Genomic DNA, 22123 nt, shown 5'->3' with positions numbered 1-22123 from the left:
GCGTCAGTGTCACATTTTATAGGTCCGATACGGACCAATCAGGCTTTTAGCTGGCGATAAAGCTTACAGACGCTTCCATTCAGATACCCCGGAACCACCATTCCCATTGATGCCGGATGGATTCCGAGTGTCTGCAAGGTCTCAGCTCCCGGCTGCACGACATTATCGACAGACATCATGGCCACTTGGTCCCGTGTCAGCAGATGGCCGGGCAACTTCTCTAGAACAGTCGCTTCAAGGCGGGCTACCACTTGCGGGATCGGAAGCAGGATTCTTTTACGACCCGACGCTTCGAGTACGAACGCCATAAGCTCACGCATACTCAGGATATCGGGACCACCGGCCTCAACCGTTAGACCTGCATTCTCCGGTTGCAGAAGTCGTAGCGCTGCTTCTGCAACATCTTCCACAAATACCGGCTGATAATATGTGCGACCAGCAAAAACTGGCAGGACGGGTGACAGCGCTCCAATCAAGGCGAACAGATTAAAGAAACTGTCGTCCGTCCCGAACACCACAGACGGGCGAAGCAGACGCGCATCAGGAAAAACGTCCCGTACGACACGTTCTGCAGCTGCTTTACTCCGACCATATGCCCCTGGAGACGTCAAAGAAGCACCGATGGCAGACATATGAACGTAGTGCTTCACACCTGCCAGATGCGCCCGCACAGCTGCGAGCCGAGCGCCCTCAACATTAATGCGATGCAGAGTCTGCACATCTGGCGTCATGACAGACACAAGATTGATGACAGCGTCCACACCATCAAACAGACAATCAAGCTGCGGTGCATCATTGACTGACGTTTTCAGGAACTCGACACGCCCTGTTCCACGCGCCTTTCCAAGCCCCTGAATTTTTTCGGGATCCTGACTCCCCACACGAACGACATGCCCTGTAGCAACCAGCTTTCTCACCAGGCTGCGCCCGATAAAACCACCACCACCAATGACAGCGACCTTCTGCTGCCCGGCACCCGAAAAAAGTTTTTCCATTTCCCTGTTTTCTTTCATTCCAACTGTTGACGCTCTCATTCAGTCGATGTAAACGCCTCTTCACCAACCCGGGATGCCTCAGGAAACTGAAAAAACCCGGTGCTTTCTGAGCCCAGATGGCGGAATTGGTAGACGCGCAGGTTTCAGGTACCTGTGTCCGAAAGGACGTGGAAGTTCGAGTCTTCTTCTGGGCACCACAGACGGTCAGGTTCATTAAGAACCTTCCCCTCTGAGTTCATAAAAATTCGGTGACAACAAAATGAGCCAGCAGAACGCCATCCATCTTCATGACGGCGACCTGCCGGAAGATTTTGATATTGGCCCTGTTGTCGCCATAGATACCGAGACCATGGGTCTCAATCCCTACAGAGATCGCCTCTGCCTTGTGCAGCTTTCCGCCGGTGACGGTGAAGCACATCTCGTGCAGATCAAGCCTGTCTCCATGGGTGGCCGTGGCTATGATTGCCCTAATCTCAAAGCCTTCCTTTCGGATGACTCGATCACCAAGCTGATGCACTTCGCCCGCTTTGACGTGGCCGTGCTCCAGAAAGCCTTTGGCATCACGATCTCTTCCGTCATCTGCACCAAGATCGCTGCCCGCCTCGTCTATACGTTCACGGACCGTCATGGACTGGCCTATCTGTGCCGCGACCTGCTTGGCGTCGAAATCAGCAAGCACCAGCAGAGCTCGGACTGGGGCGCTGAAACCCTGACGGACGACCAGAAGCGCTATGCTGCATCTGACGTGCTCTATCTCCATGCCCTGTGGGACAAGCTTGAGGCCATGCTGATCCGGGAAGAGCGCCGGGAGCTGGCTCAGGCCTGCTTCGACTTCCTTTCAGCGCGCACCCGTCTGGATCTTCTGGGCTACGACGAGCCCGACATCTTCGCACACCGCGCGTAATCGCCTACACTGCGCCCCGACATGATAAACCCGGCTACCTCGCCCCTTCCCTCGGCCCTGCACACTCTTGCTGTCGAGCGACAGGGGCTTGAAGCGCTCGAAAGCGCCCTCGGCGGCTCTCTGGGTCAAGCTTTCAGCCACGCCATTGAGCGGATCCTTCTCTGTTCTGGCCGGCTGATTGTCACGGGGATCGGGAAGTCCGGTCATATTGGCCGCAAGATCCAAGCCACCCTTGCCTCTACCGGAACTCCCTCTCTTTTCGTTCACCCCGCAGAAGCCGCGCATGGTGATCTGGGCATGGTGGCGGCAGGGGATGTCATCCTTGCTCTCTCGAATTCCGGCGAAACCACAGAACTTGCCGCAATTCTGTCGTATGCGTCGCACAGACAGCTGGATGTGATTGCCATAACATCCGTCGAAACCTCGGCTCTGGCCCGCGCCGCCAAGATTACTCTGGTTCTCCCTCCCGCCAGAGAAGCCTGCCCCATGGGGCTGGCACCAACCACGAGCACGCTTCTTCAGCTTGCCCTTGGAGACGCGCTGGCCATAGCTCTTCTGGAAAAACGCGGCTTCACAGCTAACGACTTCAGCGTGTTTCACCCAGGCGGCCGTCTGGGAGCGCGTTTGCGCCCGGTGCGGGAACTCATGCACACCGGAGAGGCTCTTCCACTCGGGGAAAAATCTCTCTCGCTTCGTTCGGTCATTCTGGAAATGACGCACAAAGCCTTTGGCTGCATGGGCGTGACAGACGAAAATGGCGTGCTGTGCGGTCTCATCACGGATGCGGATCTCCGACGGGCCCTCCACAGCGATCTTGACACGACCACGGCGGAAGAGGTCATGAATCTCTCTCCAACCACGACAGCCCCCTCGACCCTGGCACAGGACGTCCTTCTCCTTATGAATGCACGCTCCAAACCGATCACGAGTCTTTTCGTCGTTGGAGAGGACAGACGCCCACAGGGCATCATTCACCTGCACGATCTCCTGAGGGCGGGCCTGGCATGACCGACTCGTCCAAGGATGACAAACGCCCCAAACGGGACGACTTTTCAGGAAACCGGAGCGAAAGCCTCGCCAAGCTTGACGCCCTGCGCCGTGCAGCATTCCAGAAGGTACGGACCGCCCCAAATCCGGAAGAGCTGGCCCGCCGCCGTTCTCTTCTGGGGTTCGCCAAATGGGCACTCCCGGGGCTTGCACTTGTTTTGCTGAGCTCAATTGCGGCGTGGCCCGAGATCTCTCATCTCGTCAATCAGAACCGCGCCGCTCTGAAAGAAATGGCCCGCCTGCGCGTTGAGAGCGGCAATATGGAAAATGCCGTCTATCGCGGTCTGGACGCCCATAACCACCTGTACATGATCACGGCACGCGTTACGCATCAGGAAGGCCCGGACCGTGTAGATCTGGTTGATCCGGTGGCGGATATCGAGCTGGCAGGTAATTCCTGGGCGCATATCAAGGCGGACCGTGGCGTCTACATGCAGCACGAGCAGACCTTGAATCTGGACGACAACGTGGTGCTTTACCGCGATGACGGGACGCTCATGAACGGCCCTTCCGCCGATATGGACCTGAAGCAGGACGTTATTGCATCCCGCGACTGGGTCCATGCCGAAGGCCCATTTGGCAAGCAGGACGCGCAGGGCTATTTCCTGGACCAGCATGCAGGTATCATGCAGTTTACAGGGCCGGGTCTGACGGTCCGCAACGACGATAACGGCCCCCCTTCCATGGCGGCCCGCCTCCGCCAGGAAGGAGCCAAGACAGAGAAATGATGAGCCGCATCGCCAGACTGCTTCCCGTTGCAGGACTTCTCCTCGCCACTACCGCCACACCTGCCGCTTATGCGGATGGGCTGGATATGTCTCATGGCGAGGCCGTTAAGCTGTTCTGGAAAAGCGAGGAAATCTACGACCGGAACGCCCAGACAGTTACCTTGACTGGCGGTGCCCGCGCCGTACGAGGGGATGTAACGGTCGATGCCGATACGCTGATTGGCTATCTGCGCAAGAAAGCGGCTCCACAGGGGCAGCCAGCCACACCGCCGCCGTCGGCAAATGGACAGACGGGTGAAGCCGACCCGATGGGTGGCTCCCTTGAGCTGTACCGCATCGAAGCTCGCGGTCACGTCCATATCTATAACCAGACGGACCAGGGCTGGGGCGACCGTGCCCTGTATGACATGGATCAGGCCGTCATGGTCATGACTGGCAAGAACCTGAAACTTACGACGCCGCAGGATGTGCTCACTGCGCGTGACGTCATGGAATATCACTCCAAAACCCGCATGTCGGTCGGTCGTGGAAACGCAACTGTCACCACCAATGACGGGCGCCAGATCAAGGCTGACGTGCTGGTCTCCTTCAGTGCACCGGACTCCCCTGCACCAGCAGGACAGACCCAGCCTGCAAAAAGCGACGGCAGCCCTCTTGGGGGCGGTTCTTCCAAACTGGATCGTGCTTATGGCTGGGGCCATGTCGTGTTGCGAACCCCTACCCAGACAGCAACCGGGGACAGAGGCGTTTATGTCTTTGCCAGCCAGATTGCCCGCCTAATCGGCCACGTGCATGTGACGCAGGGCCAGAACCAGAACAACGGGTCTCAGGCTATCGTCAACATGAAGACCGGCATTGCCACGATGCTGCCAGGATCTGACTCTCCTATTCAGGGACTAGTCGTTCCAAACGAAGCCAACAGCAGCCAGGCACCAAAGTGACAGACACATCCCCCTCATTTCCCGTGCTCCAGACCGGTCTGGTCGCCAGCGGGATCGGCAAGACCTACAAAAAGCGGGCTGTCGTCAAGAACGTGTCCATTCAGGTTCAACGCGGTGAGGCTGTTGGCCTGCTCGGACCGAACGGCGCAGGCAAGACGACAAGCTTCTACATGATCGTCGGGCTGGTCCAGCCAGACACGGGCACCATTACGCTGGATGGCGCAGACATCACCCAGTTGCCGATGTATCGACGGGCGCGTCTGGGCGTTGGTTATCTGCCACAGGAAGCCAGCATTTTCCGCGGCCTAAACGTCGAACAGAACATCATGGCCGCGCTGGAAGTGATCGAATCCGATCCGGAAAAGCGCGAAACCATGCTGAACGGCCTTCTTGCCGAGTTCGGCATTACGCATCTGCGTCACTCGCCGTCCCTGGCCCTGTCCGGCGGTGAGCGCCGTCGTCTGGAAATTGCCCGCGCCCTGGCCAGTCAGCCGAACTATATCCTGCTGGATGAGCCTCTGGCCGGTATTGATCCAATTGCCGTGGGCGAAATTCGCGATCTTGTGTCTCACCTCAAGGATCGTGGCATCGGCGTGCTGATTACGGACCATAACGTCCGCGAAACGCTTGAGGTCATTGACCGCGCCTACATCATGCATGGCGGTCAGGTTCTGATGGAAGGTACACCGGAAGCCATCGTCGCCAATGAAGATGTGCGCCGGGTCTATCTTGGAGAGAACTTCTCGCTCTAATCTGACGGGATGCTCAGTCCCGGTCTGATTCAGCGCCAGTCACAGTCGCTCGTCATGACGCCACAGTTGCGTCAGGCGATTGCGATGCTGCAACTGGGCCATCAGGAGCTGACGCAATCACTTCAGCAGATTGCGGAACTGAACCCCCTTCTCGTTCTGGAATCCACGGACACTGCTCCCAACACAGAGCCCGCAGATCCTGCATCTGACTTGCACGATGATGACCCTGAACGGTTTACTTCGGGTTCGGAACGACCAGAGCCTGCGGCCCCCGGCCCCACACTTCATGATGATCTGATTGCCCAGATCCATCTCCGGTTTCCCGTCCAGCAGGACTGTGCTGCCGCTCTTTATCTTCTGGCGTGCCTCGATGAGGCCGGACGATTACCGGAAGCAGTTTCAGGCCTTGCGGTCGAACTCGGCGTCGAACCCGCTGCTCTTGAGACTATCCGCCAAGTTCTGATGCGACTGGAGCCTGCTGGTCTTTTTACACGTTCTTTAGAAGAGTGTCTGGCAGTCCAGCTGGAACAGAAAAATCGGCTAGATCCTGCCATGAAAATTCTTCTGGCTAATCTCGATCTTTTAGCCCGAAGGGACTGGCGGCTGCTCCGCCAGAAGTGTCAGCTCGAACAGGACGACCTGCTCGATATGCTCGCGGAAATTCAGGTCCTCAACCCCAGGCCGGGCTTTGATCCGCGCCAGCCAGTCTCCCCCATTCAGCCAGACCTGATCCTCCGCAAAAATGGTCCAGGGTTCCGCCTGACATTTAATCACCGTCTGCTGCCGCACTGTCACGTGGATCTGGAGATGCAAAGCGCGCTCGACAGTTCAACAGACGCTGGGCGACAGCTTCTTGCTTATGCAAGCGAGGCCAATGCTGTCATCCGCGCGCTGGAAATGCGTCGCCAGACTATTCTGAAGATCGGAGCCGAGATCGTCCGTCAGCAGGCGGCGTTTTTTGAAGACGGCCTCTCTGCTCTCCGCCCCCTCACCATGCGCGACCTCGCCACCGGCGCAGATGTCCATGAAAGCACGGTCAGCCGGGTTGTGAACGGGAAGTACATAGACACACCCCGCGGCATCCTTCCGCTTCGTATGTTTTTCTCTACGGCTCTTCAGGCCAGCGACGGCTCTACGCAAAGTGCCAGCGCCATTCAGCACCGCATCAAAACGCTGATCGCTTCGGAAGACGATGACATCCTGTCAGATGATGCCCTGACGACCCAACTTCAAAAAGAAGGGTTCGCCATCCAGCGCCGGACAGTGGCAAAATATCGGGAAGGCATGGGGATCGCAAAATCCAGCCAGAGGCGACGCCTGAGGAAAACCTCCTGACGTCTCAAGCCAGCTTAATGCAGACCCGGCGCTTCCTGACCTGTACGCGCCACATATTCCGTATATCCGCCACCATACTGGTGCACACCTTCCGGCGTGACTTCCAGAACGCGATTAGACAGGGCTGCCAGGAAGTGACGATCATGGGAGACGAACAGCATGGTTCCGTCATAGTCTGCAAGGGCCGTGATCAGCATTTCCTTCGTGGCCATGTCCAGATGGTTGGTTGGCTCATCGAGTACAAGGAAGTTCGGTGGATCAAAGAGCATCAGAGCCATGACAAGGCGCGCCTTTTCGCCACCAGAGAGAACCCGGCAGCTCTTTTCCACTTCGTCACCCGAAAATCCGAAACCACCAGCGAGCGAACGTAGAGCGCCCTGATTGGCCTGGGGGAACGTATATTCCAGCATCCCGAAGACTGTTCGGTCGCCATCAAGAAGATCCATGGCGTGCTGGGCAAAATACCCGATCTTTACATTACTGCCGACGGTTACGGTTCCGGAATCAGGCTCTGTCGTACCGGTCACAAGTTTTAGCAATGTGGACTTGCCGGCACCGTTCACACCCATGATGCAGCAACGCTCACGCCGACGGATCATCAAATCCAGTCCATCATAAATTGTGCGGCTTCCATACCGCTTGTCCACGCCCTGAATATTCACGACCACATCGCCCGAACGCGGAGCGGGGGCGAATTCGAAGCTCATGGCCTGACGACGCTTCGGCGGCTCCACACGATCGATCTTGTCCAGCTTCTTCACACGGCTCTGAACCTGCGCGGCATGAGACGCACGGGCCTTGAAGCGCTCGATGAAGTTGATTTCCTTGGCCAGCATGGCTTGTTGGCGCTCAAACTGTGCCTGCTGGTGCTTCTCGTTCAAGGCCCGTTGTTCTTCATAGAATTCGTAGTTTCCAGAGAACGTCGTCAGGTTACCGCCATCAATTTCGATCACTTTGTTGATGATACGGTTCATGAAGGCGCGGTCATGAGACGTCATGAGCAATGCGCCATCGTAACCAGCAAGAAACTGCTCAAGCCAGATCAGACTTTCCAGATCAAGATGGTTGCTCGGCTCATCGAGCAGCATGACATCAGGTTTCATCAGAAGAATACGGCCCAGCGCCACGCGCATCTTCCAACCACCAGACAACAGACTGACGTCTCCGTCCATCATTTCCTGACTGAACCCGAGGCCGTGTAGAACCTCACGCGCCTTGCCATCCAGCGCATAGCCACCAAGATCCTCAAAGCGGCTCTGCACTTCACCAAAGCGCTCAATGATGCTGTCCAGTTCATCCATCCGCTCTGGGTCCGCCATGGCGGCTTCCAACTCGGCCAGTTCAGCCGCCACTTCCGAAACGGCACCTGCCCCGTTCATGACTTCCGCCACAGCACTATGGCCGGACATTTCACCCACATCCTGGCTGAAGAAGCCAATAGTGACGCCACGATCCGTCAGGACATTCCCTTCATCCGGCTCTTCCTGCTTTGTGATCATGCGGAACAGCGTGGATTTTCCCGCACCGTTGGGACCGACAAGACCCACCTTCTCGCCCTTCAGAAGAGCGGCCGAGGCCTCAATAAAAATGACGCGCTGGCCGTTATGCTTGCTGATATTGTCGAGACGAATCATGGGTCCTCAGAGGCACTGGAAGCTGGAAATAAAGGGCTGTCGGGACTTACCCTTATCCCCGCATGGGCGAAACCCCAGAAAAAGCTTACTCAGGCACGCCTTCGTTCATGGCGTCATAGGCCTGCGGTGACAGGTCATGTGCGGAATTGTCCCGAATGACAGGAATGACTTTCTTCAGCCAGTCGGCATCCCGAATAACAAAATGCTGGAGCGTACGATTGTTACCAATGTTCCACGGCGCCCAAATATCCGATGTCCCAAGCATCTGGACATCGTTCGCCCCTGTATCAAAGAAATATGTGACTTCCTCCCAGGCTTTACCCATCGCCCGGAAATAGGTTGCACCGACGATCGTGGACGGAAAATGATCCTTGTTCTGGCTGATGGCTCTTTCCCCAATCAACAAAGGGAGCGGAGCCTTATCCAGATCCCAATCCGAGTAGGCAAAAGCGACCCTGTTGATGAACCAGCACTCTTCCTGCCCATCCTCCGGCTCCTGCAAAACACCCCGCGCATAACGCCGCACGTAGGCACAGTTTGAATTTGACTGAAGAGGTGTCAGACTTTCTCCTGACCTTACCAGCACATAGCCAGTAGGTTCATGACCATCCATACGCGCGAGAAAAGCACCGCGCCTTACCGTTCCATCGGCCGCAGGCCTCTCCAGAACGGTTGCAAGTGTCGTCCAATCCCCGGGAGGCAACGGGATGGAATACGCGCCAAAGTTCAGGTCATGGCGAAAGACACGCCGTCTGTGGTTCTGTTCAGCCGCCGCAGCTTCAAGTCCATTCAGTGAAAAGTCATTGTAACCAATAGCATAGTAAGGGACGTCCGAAGCGTAAAACTCATCACTCCTCAGTTCGACAGACATTCGCTTGGGGGGCTGGGGAGGAATAGGGTAGGGAAAAACCTCCAGATCCTTCCGCAGCGCCTGTTCATCCTGCCTGACATCAGAACCCGTCTCTGCCTCTGGTCGAACGGGAACATTCAACCCGTTATCCAGAACGGAAGGCGTGTTGGCAGCTTGAGATGTGCCGAAAAGTCCTGATTTCTGAAGGCTTGGCGTGATCAACACACACCCCAAAGCACCGAGAGACGCCATCAGCAATAGACTCAGCAACTTCTCCCGGCGTGTCATCATCTACCCTTGCATGTTACTTTTAGAAACAAAGAGTGCCGATGCGGGGTGAGGCTGTAAAGGTCAAGAAGACAGTGTGAATGTGACATCTCCAGTCAATGTGATCTTTTGCCTTTGCAAGAACATTTGAAATGATAAAAATATCGTTTTATAACGTTATTTATGTGATATGCGCGACAAACATAACGCCGAGGAAGATCCTCTCTCCCCCTTCAGCCAACATGAGACCTCTTTCTTGTCTTTAGCGCTAAATCCAATTCCATGAGGCAATCCGTGGCCAAGTCTGACCCTATCGTCCAACTCCCGGACGGCTTTTACCTGAACCGCACGCCCCTTTTGGCCTTCGGGCTTCTGTGTTGCCTGTTTTCCCTCTGGGGCTGCGCGATGAGCCTCAATGATGTGCTGATCGGGCAGTTCCGCAAGGCATTCATGCTGTCGGATTTTCAGTCCGCGCTCGTGCAATTTTCGTTCTACATCAGCTATTTTGTGCTCGGTATTCCTGCGGGCATGATCATCAAGCGCTTTAGCTACAAATGGTCGATCCAACTCGGGCTGTTCCTGTATCTGATCGGCTGCTGCCTGTTCTTCCCTGCTGCCCATTTCGCGACATACCAGATCTTTTTCGTCGCCCTTTTTGTTGTCGCGGCGGGATTGGTCTTCATCGAAACTGCGGCCGATACCTATTGCACCCTGCTCGGCCCTCCGGGGCGCGGAACGCACCGCCTGAACTTTGCCAGTGCATTTCAACCGATTGGCGCCATTCTCGGCTCCAGCATGGGGGCCTACCTGATTTTCAAGGATGGCGACCTGTCACGCGAGCAGCTTTCCGCCATGCCTGCCGCTCAGGCCTGGCAGCATCAGCTCGGCATGATCCACGCCACTCTTGAGCCGTATGTCTACATTCTCGGGGTTCTGCTGGTCGTCATGATCGCGATTGGCGTCACGCGTTATCCGGCCTGCAAAGGGCGCGATCAGCAGCGTAGTCACGAACTGGATACGGCCGGCGCCCTCAAACGGCTGTTCGCAAATAAGCGCTTTGTCCTCGGTATCCTGACACAGTTTCTGTATGTCGGCGCTCAGGTTGGCGTCTGGAGCTTCATTATCCGCCTCTCCATGCGACTAGGGCACATCAACGAACGGCAGGCCTCCGTATACCTGATCGCCTCATTCTGTGCCTTCTTCGTCGGCAAGCTGGTTGCCAATTTCTTTATGCGGCACGCCCGTCCGGCGCGGGTTCTGTTCGTTTACAGCCTGCTTTGCATCGTGGCGCTGGGTTATGCGGTGATGGTGCATGACTTCACGGCTGTGTACGCGGCCATCCTCGTCAGTGGACTGCTCGGCCCCTGCTGGCCAACCATCTATGGCCTGACCGTCGATGAACTCGGCCATGACCGCGCTTATGGCGGCTCAATTCTGGTCATGAGCATCAGCGGCGGTGGTATCCTTCCGCTTCTGCAAGGCTACATCTCGGACGCTACAGGGGGAAACATGCAGCTTGCCTATATTGTGCCGATGGGATGCTTCGTCGTGATTGCGATGTTCGCAGCGTACTGCATGAAAAGCGGCGACGAAACGGCCGAGCATGTGGTCTTCGATGCAATGCTTTAGGCCGGATGGGCCCCACTTTAAGGCTTGTACGAACCTATCTTCGCACAAGCTTTGCCGAACGGTTCTTTAGATAAGGCCAGCAGCCCTACAAGTCGGAAGATACAAAAAAAGCGGTATGGCCACTAAAGCCATACCGCTTTTTTATGGAACTCTGTTGAGATCAGCGCAGGGCGGCAATCGCCGTAATTTCTACCCGCCAGTCCGGATCGGCCAGCTTGGCCTCAACCGTGGCACGAGCGGGCTTATGGCCCGTATCCAGCCAAACATCCCAAGCCTTGTTCATGTTCCCGATCTCGTTGATGTCGGTCAGGAAGATCTGCACAGACAGAATACGGGTCTTGTCCGTCCCCACATCAGCCAAAAGCGCGTCGATCTGGCGCAAGATGTCAGCCGTCTGGCCTTCGGTATCCAGCGTGGCATCGTCCGCAACCTGTCCGGCAAGATAAGCCAAACCGTTATGTGTCACCACGCCGGCCAAGCGGTTCTCTTCGAGGTGACGGGTAATATCTGTATTGATGCTCACGCCAGAACCTTACTGAAGAAGAGTAGGAATCAATTCATGTTCGAGGATTGCGTCCATGGCGCTCTCCTCATCTTCGGCAACTGCCATGGGCGTGCCGTCAGCGGCGTGAATTGCCACCATCAGCTCGCCGTCATGCAGCACTGATTTGACATAGGCCAGCTGGGACATCCCCAGCGTCCGAAGCTGCGGCCCCGTGATCCGCCTCAGATCTGCGGGGAGTACGTCTTCGTGCCCATCACTGTTTTCGAACGGGTTGTTCAATTCATAATCCTTACTGACACCTGAGGGCCTTTTCAGCCGCAGTCAGGTTGGAACATTCATACTGTCGATACGTGACTTACTCGTCGTCGAGTTCCCGCACAGGCCGGGTGCGCCGGGCTGTCTTGACCACAGGCGGGACCACTTCGTGCTGAACCGTCTGCGGGGTTCCGCCAGTCCGCCGTCCTTGCGTGATAGCAATCCGTTTGACACGAACTTCAGGCTCCGGACGCAGAAGATCGATATGAAGCAGGCCATTATCAAGCCATGCCCCGCCAATCTCTATGCCTTCAGCCAGAACAAACGCCTTATGGAACTGCCGTGCAGCAATACCACGATGCAGAAAGATCCGTCCCTGGCTATCATCGGTCTGACGTCCACGGATCACCAGCTGGTTGTCTTCCTGCGTGATCTGAAGGTCATCCATCACGAACCCGGCTACAGCCAGGGTAATCCGGAGCGCCGTCTGACTTAGCTGCTCGATGTTGTAAGGTGGGTAACCGTCTGACGTAGACTTGGAGGCACGCTCGAGCATCTGCTCAAGATGATCAAAACCAAGGAACATCGGGGATGTAAACAAGCGACCGGACATAGGGCTAGAGCCTCCTCCATGAGCGAGACAGCGGGAACCAGACCCTCCATGAGGCATCTGACGTGACCCTAGGATATGGTGGAGCAGGCTTTCTATGCAAGTTCTGCCTCGGGAAATGCTTGCTCGGGACTGGCATAAACAGTCGTCGCTCGCTACATCGCAAGGCATGAGCGAATTCGATTTCCTGTCCGGCATCGACGCGGTGCCGCCGACCCCGATCCTGATTGCCCCTGCGCCCGTGCTGCGTCAGGTCACCCGTGACGTCCGCGCAGAGGACATGGCGTTCCTGCGTGAGCAGCTTCCAGGCATGTTTTCCGCCATGTACAAGGCTCCCGGCATTGGCCTAGCGGCCCCGCAGGTTGGCCTTGATATGCGCTTCGCCCTCGTGGACGTCGCTGAAGAAGATGCCCCCCGCGAACCCATGGTTCTCATCAATCCGGAGATCGTCACGGATTCCGAACAGATGGCCGTACGGGAAGAAGGCTGCCTCTCGCTGCCGAACCAGTATGCGGAAGTCATCCGCCCCGAATCGATTCGCGTGCGTTACCGCGACCTTGCGGGTGAGATCATCGAGCGTGATGCTGATGGCCTGCTGGCGACATGCATCCAGCATGAAATGGATCATTTGGAGGGTATCCTGTTCGTGGATCACCTCTCCACACTCAAGCGCAACATGATCATGCGCCGTCTGGCCAAAGAGCAGAAGCTGAGAAGGCGTTAATCTCTGATGCGTCTGATCTTCATGGGTACGCCGGATTTCGCGGTTCCGGCCCTGCATGCTCTCATGGCTGCAGGACACGAAATCGTTGCCGTTTATACGCAGCCCCCTCGTCCGGCAGGACGTGGCAAGGCCGTACGGCGCTCCCCTGTCCATGAAGCAGCGGAAGCGGCAGGCATTGAAGTGCGTACGCCTGCCCGCGTTCGCCGGGACGAAGCGGAGCATAAAGCCTTTGCCGCGCTCAATGCAGACGCCGCAGTAGTCGCCGCTTACGGGTTGATCCTACCGAAAGCCATGCTGGATGCCCCTCGTATGGGATGCCTGAATATTCACGCAAGCCTGCTTCCCCGCTGGCGCGGAGCTTCGCCTATCCAGTCCTCCATCGTGGCCGGAGACACCAGAAGCGGCGTTTCCATCATGCAGATGGACGAGGGTCTCGATACGGGCGCGGTCCTGCTGGAGGAAGCCACGCCAATCAGCCTGTCAGACACCGCCAGCACGCTCCACGATCGTCTGGCAGAAATTGGCGGCAGGCTGATTGTTCGAGCACTGAGTGAGCAGCCTCAGCCTGTGCCACAGCCTGAAGACGGCGTGACATACGCGCATATGTTGAAGCGCGAAAACGGGCGTATCGACTGGTCACAGTCCTGCGAAGAAATCGATCGCCAAATTCGGGGGCTGACACCATGGCCCGGCGCATTCACGATGCTAAACGGTGTCATCCTTAAAATTGGCGCCGCTACGCCACGTCCCGAAATTGAAGGGCCCGCTGCCGGTAGCGCATTGGATGATGCTCTGACCATTGTCTGCGGCACCGGCGCACTGCGCATTGACCGTATTCAGAAGCCAGGACGCAGCATGATGGACGCTGCAGATTTCGTACGCGGACAAGAAATTCCGGCAGGCACACGCTTTGACTGAAATGGATATCTCCCGCTGGGCGTTACGTCTCGAATATGACGGGACGGGCTTTGTGGGATGGCAGAAACAGCAAGACGGCGTCTCTATCCAGAGCCTCATTGAGGCGGCAGCGTCTCGACTTGTTGGAAATCGTCCGGTCTCCAGCATCACCGCAGGCCGTACCGATGCCGGTGTCCATGCCTCCGGCATGGTCATTCACATCGATTTCCCGGGAGACGCCAAGATCAACGGGCGCCAGATCCGCGATGGCATGGGTTATTACCTCAAGCCTCACAGGGTTGTAGTTCTGGAGGCCGCACAGGTCAGCCTGGACTGGAGCGCACGTTTCTCCGCCATCTGGCGCAGCTACCAGTTCAAGATCCTGAACCGTCAGGCGCGCCCAGCCTTGCAGGAGACACACGTCTGGCACGTCAAGCGCGTGCTGGATGTAGACCTGATGCAGGAAGGCGCGAACTACCTTCTGGGCTCGCACGACTTCACATCATTCCGGGCGATCGCCTGTCAGGCCCGAAGTGCTGTGCGCACCCTTGATGTTCTGACCATTCACCGGGAAGGCGAACTGGTGATCGTGAACACCAAGGCACGCTCGTTCCTGCACCATCAGGTCCGGAATATGGTAGGCTCTCTGGTCATGGTGGGCTCTCGCCAGTGGCCACCGGAAAAGATGCGCGAAGTGTTGGAAGCCCGGAACCGCTGCGCTGCGGGACCGACTTCTCCACCAGATGGCCTCTGCCTTACAGGCGTCGGCTATCCGGAAGATCCGTTCGCCTAAGTTCAGGGTGCCCCAAACAGATCCGCTATTGCGTTGTAATGCGGTGGGACCAGCAACAGCAGGCCGATCAGAAGGAATACGCTGACAGTCTGCAACACCGTCATGATGACAGACTGCCATGCCGTCATCACAAGCCCAACACGCGTGACATACCAGGTCAGCCACAGGCTATAGAGCCACACGCCCACTGCGACGCCAGCCAGCGCTGCAGAAGACGAGGCAGCAGCAGGCATGATGATCCTCATGATGCCTTCGGCCATGATCATCATGATCACCGGTAGCCACGCACACCAGAGCGAGGCCGTCGCATAGCGGGTCCACAAGCCTTTCCGGCCTACAAACACGGCATAGCGTTCCGAGACGACGAGCTGAAGCAAGGGACAAACCAGCTGAACCAATGCTCGTATGGCCTGCAATTCCCGTTGATCCGCGGGCAACAGGAAGACACTGACCAGTTCGATGAGAGTTATGGCAATGGTGGGCGCCAGAGCCGCCATCAGCGGCTGAACCCCGGGGGAGAAACAGTTGATCCCCACCGCACGTCCGCGCCCCAGCAGCCAGACGCCCAGTGGGATACTCATTCCTCCAATCGGGGGAATACCGGTTGGACGGTCTGGAGTCACAGGCCAAATCTTTCCATGAACGTCAGATAAATCTGCGTCAGATCTTCAAGCGTCGAGACATCAACATGCTCGTCCCGCTTATGCATTGTCGCTCCGACCAGACCGAACTCTGCTACAGCACAGTATTGCGAAATGAAGCGCGCATCAGACGTTCCTCCGCCCGTATCGAGTTTCGGCTGCCGCCCTGTCACATCCTGAACAGCCCGCTCAAGACATTGAACTGCCGGTCCCGGCTGCGTCAGAAACGCCTCCCCACTGATGGAAACCGTAACTTCGCTGTCAGGTGCATGACGAGAGATAACTTCGCGGATCCACTCAGACAGGGCCGCACCAGTATGACAGTCATTGAACCGGATGTTCAGGCGCGCCTTGGCCTCGGCAGGAATGACGTTCGTCGCAGGATTGCCGACGTCAACGCTCGTGACCTGCAATGACGACGGGGAGAACCATTCCGTTCCCTCATCTAGGCAGCGTCCGGTCAGTTCACCGAGTGCCGGAAGGAGACGGTGGATGGGGTTATCGGCCAGATGCGGATAGGCAACGTGCCCCTGCACGCCCCGAACCACGATCTCTGCATTCATGCTGCCCCGACGACCAATCTTGATCGTATCCCCCAGAGCCGAAGGATTTGTGGGCTCTCCGAGAAGGCAGAAATCCGGCACATCATTTCGCGCTGCCAGCCATTCAATGACAGGCTTTGTGCCGAAATGAGCCGGGCCTTCCTCATCACCCGTAATGAGCAGGGAAATTGACCCTTTGAGGGTATTGTTCTGAAGAAAACGTGCGATGGCTGCCACGGAACAGGCCACGCCGCCTTTCATGTCCGCGATCCCACGGCCATACAGCCGACCATCCTGGATCTGCGCTGCGAAAGGATCGTGTGCCCATCCTTCACCGGGAGGAACCACATCCGTATGGCCCGCAAAGCAGAGAACCGGACGCCCGATACCAATTTTAGCGTAAAAATTCGGCGTAGGAGCGTCCGCTGGCCCGAATGGCAGGTGGACCACCTCGAACCCCATCCCTTCCAGAACCGATACCAGAAGAGCCTGCGCTCCATCATCGGCTGGAGTAACGGACTGGCAACGGATCAGATCCTGCGCAAGGGCAACAGGATCAGTCGGAAAAGATGGGGACGGCATGGATCAGTCGCGCAGAAGTTCGTTGATGGACGTCTTGGAGCGCGTACGCTCGTCAACGCGCTTTACGATTACAGCACATGCGAGGGACGGCTGACCTGGCTCCTTAGGCGGCAGCGTGCCTGGGATAACCACAGAATAGGCTGGCACACGTCCCATGAAGATTTCACCCGTCGCACGGTCCACAATCTTCGTGGAGGCACCGATAAACACGCCCATGGACAGGACGGAGCCCTTCTCCACGATCACGCCTTCAGCAACTTCCGAACGGGCACCGATGAAGCAGTCATCTTCAATGATGACGGGAGCAGCCTGAAGCGGTTCAAGAACGCCACCGATGCCAGCACCGCCGCTGATATGGCAGTTCTTGCCAATCTGGGCGCAGGAACCGACTGTCGCCCAAGTATCGACCATCGTGCCGCTGTCTACACGGGCACCGACGTTCACGAAGCTCGGCATCAGAACAACATTCGGCGCAATGAACGCGGAGCGACGAACAATGGCACCTGGAACGGCACGGAAACCGGCTTCAGCAAACCGGAACTGATCCCAGCCTTCAAACTTCAGCGGGACCTTATCAAAAGCAGGTTGACCGCCACATCCACCCACCATCACGCGGCTGTCGTACAGACGGAATGAGAGCAGAACAGCCTTCTTCAGCCATTCATGAACAACCCAGCCATCTTCGCTCGGCTCGGCAACACGCAGCGTACCAGCGTCCAGCCCTTTGAGAGCGGTTTCGACGACCTCGCGGTCCTCTCCCTCTGTCTGGGCGTTCAGAGTAGCGCGACGCTCCCAAAGAGCGTCAATAGCGGTGCGGAGCGTATCGTGAGGCATCAGGACCAATCCGGAAAAGGAGCAGAAAACCGCCGGACCATGCGGTCCCCGGTCCCGACTGTCAACGGCTCTTTCCCTGTGAGCATCATCCAGACCAACGTTAAGGCTTTGTTTACCTTTTGATCCTATGAAAAATCCAAGCTCTTTCGTCTCCGGAAAAGATCCGGAAAGCCAAAGGCGCCAGACCGTGTTCTCACATCGATTCACGACGCAGCACATTTATCGCTTCAACGATGCGGCACGTTCAGCCGCAAAATCATGGATCCTTTGCGGCAATGCATGACATTGGCCTGAAAAGCCCTCCCCCTCCGGTGCCGGAGCCGACTTCCCATCAAACCTTTCAGCTCCTGAGAGAGAGTCTGGCCTGCATGCGCAGCGCCATTCTTCCCCGACTTGGCATCGCAGCAGCCCTCACCAAGGTACAGGAAGCGCTTGAAGCGGACTGCCTGCTCTTCAGCGCCTTTACACCTTCCGATCATAGCGTGGCCTTGCATCAGTCCGCCCCGCTTCCCGAGGGGTTTCAAGGCGAATTACAGAAATGTGGGCTCATGCTCGAGCAACACGTCATCCAGTTTTCCTCAGGGGTCCATCATGCGCTCCTGATCTGCGAACCCATCAGAAGCCAGGCTCCTTTTGGCCTTCTATGCTGGAAAAAAACATCATGGTCAGCAGATGAAACTGATCTTCTTCGCACTCTGCTGACAGTCATTGCAACGTTGCAGGATGCTGAAGGGCTTCACAGAAACGTCCTAAAGGGCGCTCACTATGATCTCTCGTCCAACCTTCTGAACTGGGAAGGCTTGAAACAGGAAATGGAGCGGCGCATTCCGCGCCTGGATCGAGACTGCCTCGCGGCGACCCTTATGATCGCGCACGTTCCCGGCCTGAGCGAAACAACCCAAACGCATGGATTTCAGGCAGGAGAAGAGGCGCTCACACAATGCATTGCTTTACTCCGCAAGGCCGTGCGTCCAACCGACGCTATTGCGCGGCTTAGCGGCAACATGTTTGCGCTTTGGCTGGATGGAGGGGATCGTTTTGCCATGGCTGAGCGTGCCGAACGGATGACGGCGCATGGCATTCCGATCCTGATAAACCCACCGGTGCACCTTCCACTACACATCGGACTGATGTGCCGAGAAGCGAACGATCCGGAAAACACGGCAGACAATCTTCTGGAAAGAGCCAGTCAGGCTCTCCAGACCGGAGAAGAAGAGCAAAAAAAATGGCGCTTCTCACACGAAGCGCCATAAGCCGGATCAGGCTTTGATAAGAGTGCCGGGGCCTGCTCTGGTAAAGAGTTCCAGAAGGCAGGTGTGAGGAACACGACCGTCAAGAATAACTGCAGCCTTGGCGCCGCTCTGCACAGCATCCAGACAGGTTTCGACCTTCGGGATCATCCCTCCGGAGATCGTGCCATCCTTGATGAGATTGCGTGCTTCTTCCGCACTCAGCTCTTCAATCAGCTTGCCGTCACGATCCAGCACGCCCGGAACGTCCGTCAGCATCAGCAGGCGAGATGCATGAACTGCACCGGCAATGGCACCTGCTGCCGTATCGGCATTGATATTGTAGGTTTCGCCATTTTCGCCCGCACCCACAGGCGCAATGACAGGAATAAGGCCTGATCCGAGCAAAGCATAAAGAACGCGCGGATCAATCTTCTCCGGCTGTCCCACGAAACCAAGATCGATAATACTCTCGATCTGGCTATCCGGATCACGCCGCGTGCGGGTCAGTTTACGAGCCTGAATAAGACTTCCATCCTTACCCGAAATTCCAACAGCCATAGCACCAGCACTGTTGATGAGCTGCGCAACCTGCTTGTTCACACTTCCAGCCAGAACCATCTCGATCACATCGACCATGGCACTATCCGTAACGCGCAGACCATCCACGAACTGTGACCGGATGTGGAGACGATCCAGCATGGAGCTGATCTGCGGGCCACCGCCATGCACAACGATCGGATTAATCCCTACGAGCTTCAGAAGCGCAATGTCATATCCAAATGCACTGGCCAGCTTGCCCTCACCCATTGCATGACCGCCGTATTTCACAACGATCGTGTCCCCGGCATAACGGCGCAGAAATGGCAGTGCACTCGCAAGAATAGCAGCCTGCTGCTGGGCATCATCCATATTAACGGCCGGGGGAATTTCCGGCAATTTTTCACTGTGGGTCTTTTTGCTCATGGCCGGACATCTCCTTCCCCTGAGGTCTGAACAGGATCTGCGAAACGGGCAATCTCTGCCCGAAGATCTTCAATGCCTTCCCCGGTCTGACTGCTGGTGCAGACAATCCGCGGGTAGGCCGCAGCCTGTTTGAGCGCGAGCGCTTCAACTTCCGCAATTTTGGCTTTCAGTGCCGTCGGCCGAACCTGATCGCATTTGGTCAGAACAATCTGGAACACCACAGCCGCACGCCCCAACAGATCCATAACGTCCCTGTCGGACTGCTTGATCTCAATCCGCGCATCCAGAAGCAGAATGACGCGGGCCAGCGTGGTTCGCCCACGAAGATAGGCGAACATCATGTTCTGCCAGTCTTCCTTGACGGATTTCGCAGCTTTAGCGAACCCGTAACCAGGCATATCCACAAGAGAAATACGGTCAGCGAGATTGAAAAAGTTGAGTTGCTTGGTGCGCCCCGGTTCTGAAGATGCTCTCGCCAGCGCACGACGCCCGGTCAAAGCGTTGATGATGCTGGACTTGCCAACATTGGAACGCCCGGCAAAAGCAACTTCCGGTCGACCAACCGGCGGAAGCTGATCGATCTTCTGCGAGCCGAAGAAGAACTCGCACTCCCCTGCGAAGAGCAGGCGACCGTCTTCGATTTGTTCAGGGGTAGGAGGGCCAGCGGCTTCTTTCATGGTGTCTCAGCGTCCACTTTTAGTGACAGGAACCGGCAGCTTGGCACGGCTCTGAATGAAGGACTGCTGGGCGAACGTCAGCAGGTTGTTCCACGTATAGTAAACCAGAAGGCTGGCCGGGAAGTTGGACATCACGAACACGTAGACCAGCGGCATGAACTGCATGATGCGGGCCTGAGCCGGGTCCATGCTGACCATCGTCTGCCGCTGAAGCAACCAGAAGGTCACGCCTAGCGCAGCACCCCAGATGCTGACATGCAGGAAGGAAAAATACACGGTCGGGTCAAAGGGGATCAGACCAAACAGGTTAAAAATGTTCGTCGGATCTGGGACAGACAGATCATGAATCCAGCCGAAGAACGGTGCATGACGCTCGTCAATGCTGATGTTCAGCATCTTGTAGAGGCAGAAGAAGATCGGAGCCTGGATCAGAACAGGAAGGCACCCACTGGCAGGGCTAACACCCTCTTCGCGGTAGAGCGCCATGACCTTCTGGTTCATCACCATCGGGTCGTCCTTGTTCTTCTCACGGATCTCCTTGATCTTCGGAGCTAGCAGACGCATGCGCGCTGAAGATCCTGCCGCCTTGGACGCAAGCGGGAAGAGCACAATCTTGACGATCAGCGTCAGCGCCATCAGCGCCAGACCGAAATTGCCCAGATGCAGATACAGCCAGTGCAGCAGATACAGGATCGGACGCGTCAGAAAGCTGAACCACCCAAAGTCGATGGCTTTGTCGAGGTCCGTAATGTGCAGGTTGCTGCTGTAAGCCTGCAGAAGGCTTGGCACCTTTGCACCAGCAAAAAGATGGCTCGTCTGCGTAACAGTGCCATTCGGCATGATCTGCTGCGGAGCCTGAGACACGAAGCTGATACGATAGGACCCTGCATGTTCCGGAACGTAAGCAAAGCTCGCCGTCACAGAAGACGTGGCGTCAGGTGCAACGGCCGTCAACCAGTACTTGTCGCTGATACCGCCCCAGCCACCTGTACCACCCTTGGCCCAGAACGTGTGGTCAGGATGCTCAGCGCCCTTACGAACATTTTTGTAGGTCTCGTCGTTCAGGCGACCGTCCATGACAGCAATAGGGCCTTCATGTGCCGTCCAGAAACCTTCCGGAGCCTGATAGTCACGCTGCACACGCTGGAACGGAAGCAGCGCAACAGGCTGGGAGGAATGATTCTCCACCGACTGCACAGCCGAGAACATATAATGCTCATCAACTGAAAGGTAGATCGAGAAAATCAGACCTTCGCCGTTATCCCATGTCAGCGTGACCGGATGACCAGGAGAGAGTGCCTCGTCCGCACTGGTCCAGACCGTGTTCAGATCCGGAACCTTCGCATTGGACCCCGGAGCGTTGCTCCAGCCAATTACGAAGAAGTTCGGATGCTCGCTGCCGGGCTTGTCCAGCAGACGGACAAGCGGACTGTCCTTTGCAAGAGTGGCACGGTACTTCGTCAGCACCGCATCATCCAGAAGCGCACCCTTGAGGTTCAGGGAGCCCTGCACGTCGTCGCTGGTAATCGCAATGCGACGAGCGACCACTTCCGGTTCAGGCGAGGCCGGAGCCGGACCAGCAACAGCCGGAGTGGACGGAGACTGTGTCGCAGTGGTTTGCGTCACAGCCGGATGACTGTCCGGACGGGGTTTCGGCATGAAATAGTCGAAACCGATCAGGATGAGGGCCGAGAGGATAATGGCCGCAATGATGCGCTTGATTTCCATCGGGCTGATGCCGGTCTTTCGTCTCTAACGGAGGAATGCTGAGCCTCAAGTGGCCGAA

23 protein-coding genes and 1 tRNA gene are annotated in these 22123 nt (G+C 56.8%); 12 read left to right on the top strand and 12 right to left on the bottom strand.

What is annotated here, in order from left to right; all coding sequences use genetic code 11:
* Positions 1 to 38: 38 nt before the first annotated feature.
* Positions 39 to 995 (bottom strand): complex I NDUFA9 subunit family protein, encoded by a 957-nt coding sequence (locus KP702_RS02370; RefSeq protein ID WP_237389832.1) that lies wholly within the window; start codon positions 993 to 995, stop codon positions 39 to 41.
* 110 nt (positions 996 to 1105) lie between these two features.
* On the opposite strand from KP702_RS02370, the gene KP702_RS02365 reads away from it, so the two are divergent.
* The 7 genes from KP702_RS02365 to rpoN all read left to right on the top strand — a co-directional run bounded on the left by KP702_RS02365 (position 1106) and on the right by rpoN (position 6702).
* A tRNA-Leu gene (locus KP702_RS02365) sits at positions 1106 to 1192 on the top strand.
* A 62-nt stretch (positions 1193 to 1254) separates the two neighbouring features.
* Positions 1255 to 1899, top strand: a complete 645-nt coding sequence (locus KP702_RS02360) for a ribonuclease D (protein ID WP_202206496.1) — start codon at positions 1255 to 1257, stop codon at positions 1897 to 1899.
* A 21-nt stretch (positions 1900 to 1920) separates the two neighbouring features.
* Positions 1921 to 2907, top strand: coding sequence for an SIS domain-containing protein (locus KP702_RS02355; protein ID WP_202206495.1), 987 nt, complete (start codon positions 1921 to 1923; stop codon positions 2905 to 2907).
* The gene (gene lptC / locus KP702_RS02350) at positions 2904 to 3674 is read left to right on the top strand and encodes an LPS export ABC transporter periplasmic protein LptC (protein ID WP_202206494.1); all 771 of its coding nucleotides are present in this window, start codon (positions 2904 to 2906) and stop codon (positions 3672 to 3674) included. The genes KP702_RS02355 and lptC overlap by 4 nt, the downstream gene beginning before the upstream one ends.
* On the top strand, positions 3671 to 4615 hold the full coding sequence (locus KP702_RS02345; RefSeq protein ID WP_215768445.1) for an LptA/OstA family protein: 945 nt from the start codon (positions 3671 to 3673) through the stop codon (positions 4613 to 4615). The genes lptC and KP702_RS02345 overlap by 4 nt, the downstream gene beginning before the upstream one ends.
* Positions 4612 to 5367 (top strand): LPS export ABC transporter ATP-binding protein, encoded by a 756-nt coding sequence (gene lptB, locus KP702_RS02340; RefSeq protein ID WP_046899759.1) that lies wholly within the window; start codon positions 4612 to 4614, stop codon positions 5365 to 5367. The genes KP702_RS02345 and lptB overlap by 4 nt, the downstream gene beginning before the upstream one ends.
* Positions 5368 to 5376: 9 nt before the next feature.
* A complete protein-coding gene (gene rpoN / locus KP702_RS02335; protein ID WP_215768444.1) occupies positions 5377 to 6702 on the top strand; it encodes an RNA polymerase factor sigma-54 in 1326 nt (441 codons plus the stop codon).
* Between the two features lie 14 nt (positions 6703 to 6716).
* On the opposite strand, the gene KP702_RS02330 is transcribed toward rpoN, so the two are convergent.
* Together KP702_RS02330 and KP702_RS02325 are read right to left on the bottom strand one after the other, a co-directional pair.
* The gene (locus KP702_RS02330) at positions 6717 to 8336 is read right to left on the bottom strand and encodes an ABC-F family ATP-binding cassette domain-containing protein (RefSeq protein WP_202206491.1); all 1620 of its coding nucleotides are present in this window, start codon (positions 8334 to 8336) and stop codon (positions 6717 to 6719) included.
* An 85-nt stretch (positions 8337 to 8421) separates the two neighbouring features.
* Positions 8422 to 9477 carry a hypothetical protein gene (locus KP702_RS02325; protein WP_215768443.1) on the bottom strand — a complete coding sequence of 352 codons (1056 nt, stop codon included), beginning with the start codon at positions 9475 to 9477 and terminating at the stop codon, positions 8422 to 8424.
* Positions 9478 to 9747: 270 nt separating this feature from the next.
* Here KP702_RS02325 and fucP point away from each other — a divergent pair, with 270 nt between their 5' ends.
* Complete coding sequence (fucP, locus tag KP702_RS02320) at positions 9748 to 11082, top strand: L-fucose:H+ symporter permease (RefSeq protein ID WP_202206489.1); 1335 nt, start codon at positions 9748 to 9750, stop codon at positions 11080 to 11082.
* 160 nt (positions 11083 to 11242) lie between these two features.
* Here fucP and KP702_RS02315 read toward each other — a convergent pair whose 3' ends face one another.
* From KP702_RS02315 to KP702_RS02305, 3 genes are all read right to left on the bottom strand, one after another.
* On the bottom strand, positions 11243 to 11605 hold the full coding sequence (locus KP702_RS02315) for a RidA family protein (protein ID WP_202206488.1): 363 nt from the start codon (positions 11603 to 11605) through the stop codon (positions 11243 to 11245).
* A gap of 9 nt (positions 11606 to 11614) precedes the next feature.
* Positions 11615 to 11866, bottom strand: a complete 252-nt coding sequence (locus KP702_RS02310) for a DUF1150 family protein (protein ID WP_202206487.1) — start codon at positions 11864 to 11866, stop codon at positions 11615 to 11617.
* Between the two features lie 76 nt (positions 11867 to 11942).
* The gene (locus KP702_RS02305) at positions 11943 to 12455 is read right to left on the bottom strand and encodes an Hsp20 family protein (protein WP_202206486.1); all 513 of its coding nucleotides are present in this window, start codon (positions 12453 to 12455) and stop codon (positions 11943 to 11945) included.
* Positions 12456 to 12621: 166 nt separating this feature from the next.
* On the opposite strand from KP702_RS02305, the gene def reads away from it, so the two are divergent.
* Genes def through truA form a run of 3 tightly spaced genes read left to right on the top strand, consistent with a single transcriptional unit; the run spans position 12622 to position 14866 of the window.
* Positions 12622 to 13176: a peptide deformylase gene (def, locus tag KP702_RS02300; RefSeq protein WP_046899880.1), complete on the top strand. Its 555-nt coding sequence runs from the start codon at positions 12622 to 12624 to the stop codon at positions 13174 to 13176.
* A gap of 6 nt (positions 13177 to 13182) precedes the next feature.
* Complete coding sequence (gene fmt / locus KP702_RS02295) at positions 13183 to 14094, top strand: methionyl-tRNA formyltransferase (protein ID WP_202206485.1); 912 nt, start codon at positions 13183 to 13185, stop codon at positions 14092 to 14094.
* A gap of 1 nt (position 14095) precedes the next feature.
* Positions 14096 to 14866, top strand: a complete 771-nt coding sequence (gene truA, locus KP702_RS02290; RefSeq protein ID WP_046899768.1) for a tRNA pseudouridine(38-40) synthase TruA — start codon at positions 14096 to 14098, stop codon at positions 14864 to 14866.
* Between the two features lie 2 nt (positions 14867 to 14868).
* On the opposite strand, the gene KP702_RS02285 is transcribed toward truA, so the two are convergent.
* From KP702_RS02285 to dapD, 3 genes are read right to left on the bottom strand one after another with little or no spacing between them, the layout of a single operon-like run.
* Positions 14869 to 15447, bottom strand: a complete 579-nt coding sequence (locus KP702_RS02285; protein ID WP_202206484.1) for a hypothetical protein — start codon at positions 15445 to 15447, stop codon at positions 14869 to 14871.
* Positions 15448 to 15485: 38 nt separating this feature from the next.
* Complete coding sequence (gene dapE / locus KP702_RS02280) at positions 15486 to 16631, bottom strand: succinyl-diaminopimelate desuccinylase (protein WP_202206483.1); 1146 nt, start codon at positions 16629 to 16631, stop codon at positions 15486 to 15488.
* Between the two features lie 3 nt (positions 16632 to 16634).
* Positions 16635 to 17465 (bottom strand): 2,3,4,5-tetrahydropyridine-2,6-dicarboxylate N-succinyltransferase, encoded by an 831-nt coding sequence (gene dapD, locus KP702_RS02275; RefSeq protein WP_099211095.1) that lies wholly within the window; start codon positions 17463 to 17465, stop codon positions 16635 to 16637.
* A 368-nt stretch (positions 17466 to 17833) separates the two neighbouring features.
* Here dapD and KP702_RS02270 point away from each other — a divergent pair, with 368 nt between their 5' ends.
* Positions 17834 to 18718, top strand: a complete 885-nt coding sequence (locus KP702_RS02270) for a diguanylate cyclase domain-containing protein (protein ID WP_237389831.1) — start codon at positions 17834 to 17836, stop codon at positions 18716 to 18718.
* Positions 18719 to 18724: 6 nt separating this feature from the next.
* On the opposite strand, the gene argB is transcribed toward KP702_RS02270, so the two are convergent.
* Genes argB through yidC form a run of 3 tightly spaced genes read right to left on the bottom strand, consistent with a single transcriptional unit; the run spans position 18725 to position 22065 of the window.
* On the bottom strand, positions 18725 to 19660 hold the full coding sequence (argB, locus tag KP702_RS02265) for an acetylglutamate kinase (protein WP_202206481.1): 936 nt from the start codon (positions 19658 to 19660) through the stop codon (positions 18725 to 18727).
* Positions 19657 to 20337, bottom strand: a complete 681-nt coding sequence (gene yihA, locus KP702_RS02260; RefSeq protein ID WP_064273916.1) for a ribosome biogenesis GTP-binding protein YihA/YsxC — start codon at positions 20335 to 20337, stop codon at positions 19657 to 19659. Before yihA ends, argB begins: the two co-directional genes overlap by 4 nt.
* Positions 20338 to 20343: 6 nt before the next feature.
* The gene (gene yidC, locus KP702_RS02255) at positions 20344 to 22065 is read right to left on the bottom strand and encodes a membrane protein insertase YidC (protein WP_202206480.1); all 1722 of its coding nucleotides are present in this window, start codon (positions 22063 to 22065) and stop codon (positions 20344 to 20346) included.
* Positions 22066 to 22123 lie beyond the last annotated feature (58 nt).

This window comes from Gluconobacter sp. P5B12 (genome assembly GCF_018812035.1).
In the GTDB taxonomy this organism is placed as follows: Bacteria; Pseudomonadota; Alphaproteobacteria; order Acetobacterales; family Acetobacteraceae; genus Gluconobacter.
Note: the sequence above shows the minus strand (reverse complement) of the source record. Positions and strands in the feature narration are given on the sequence as shown.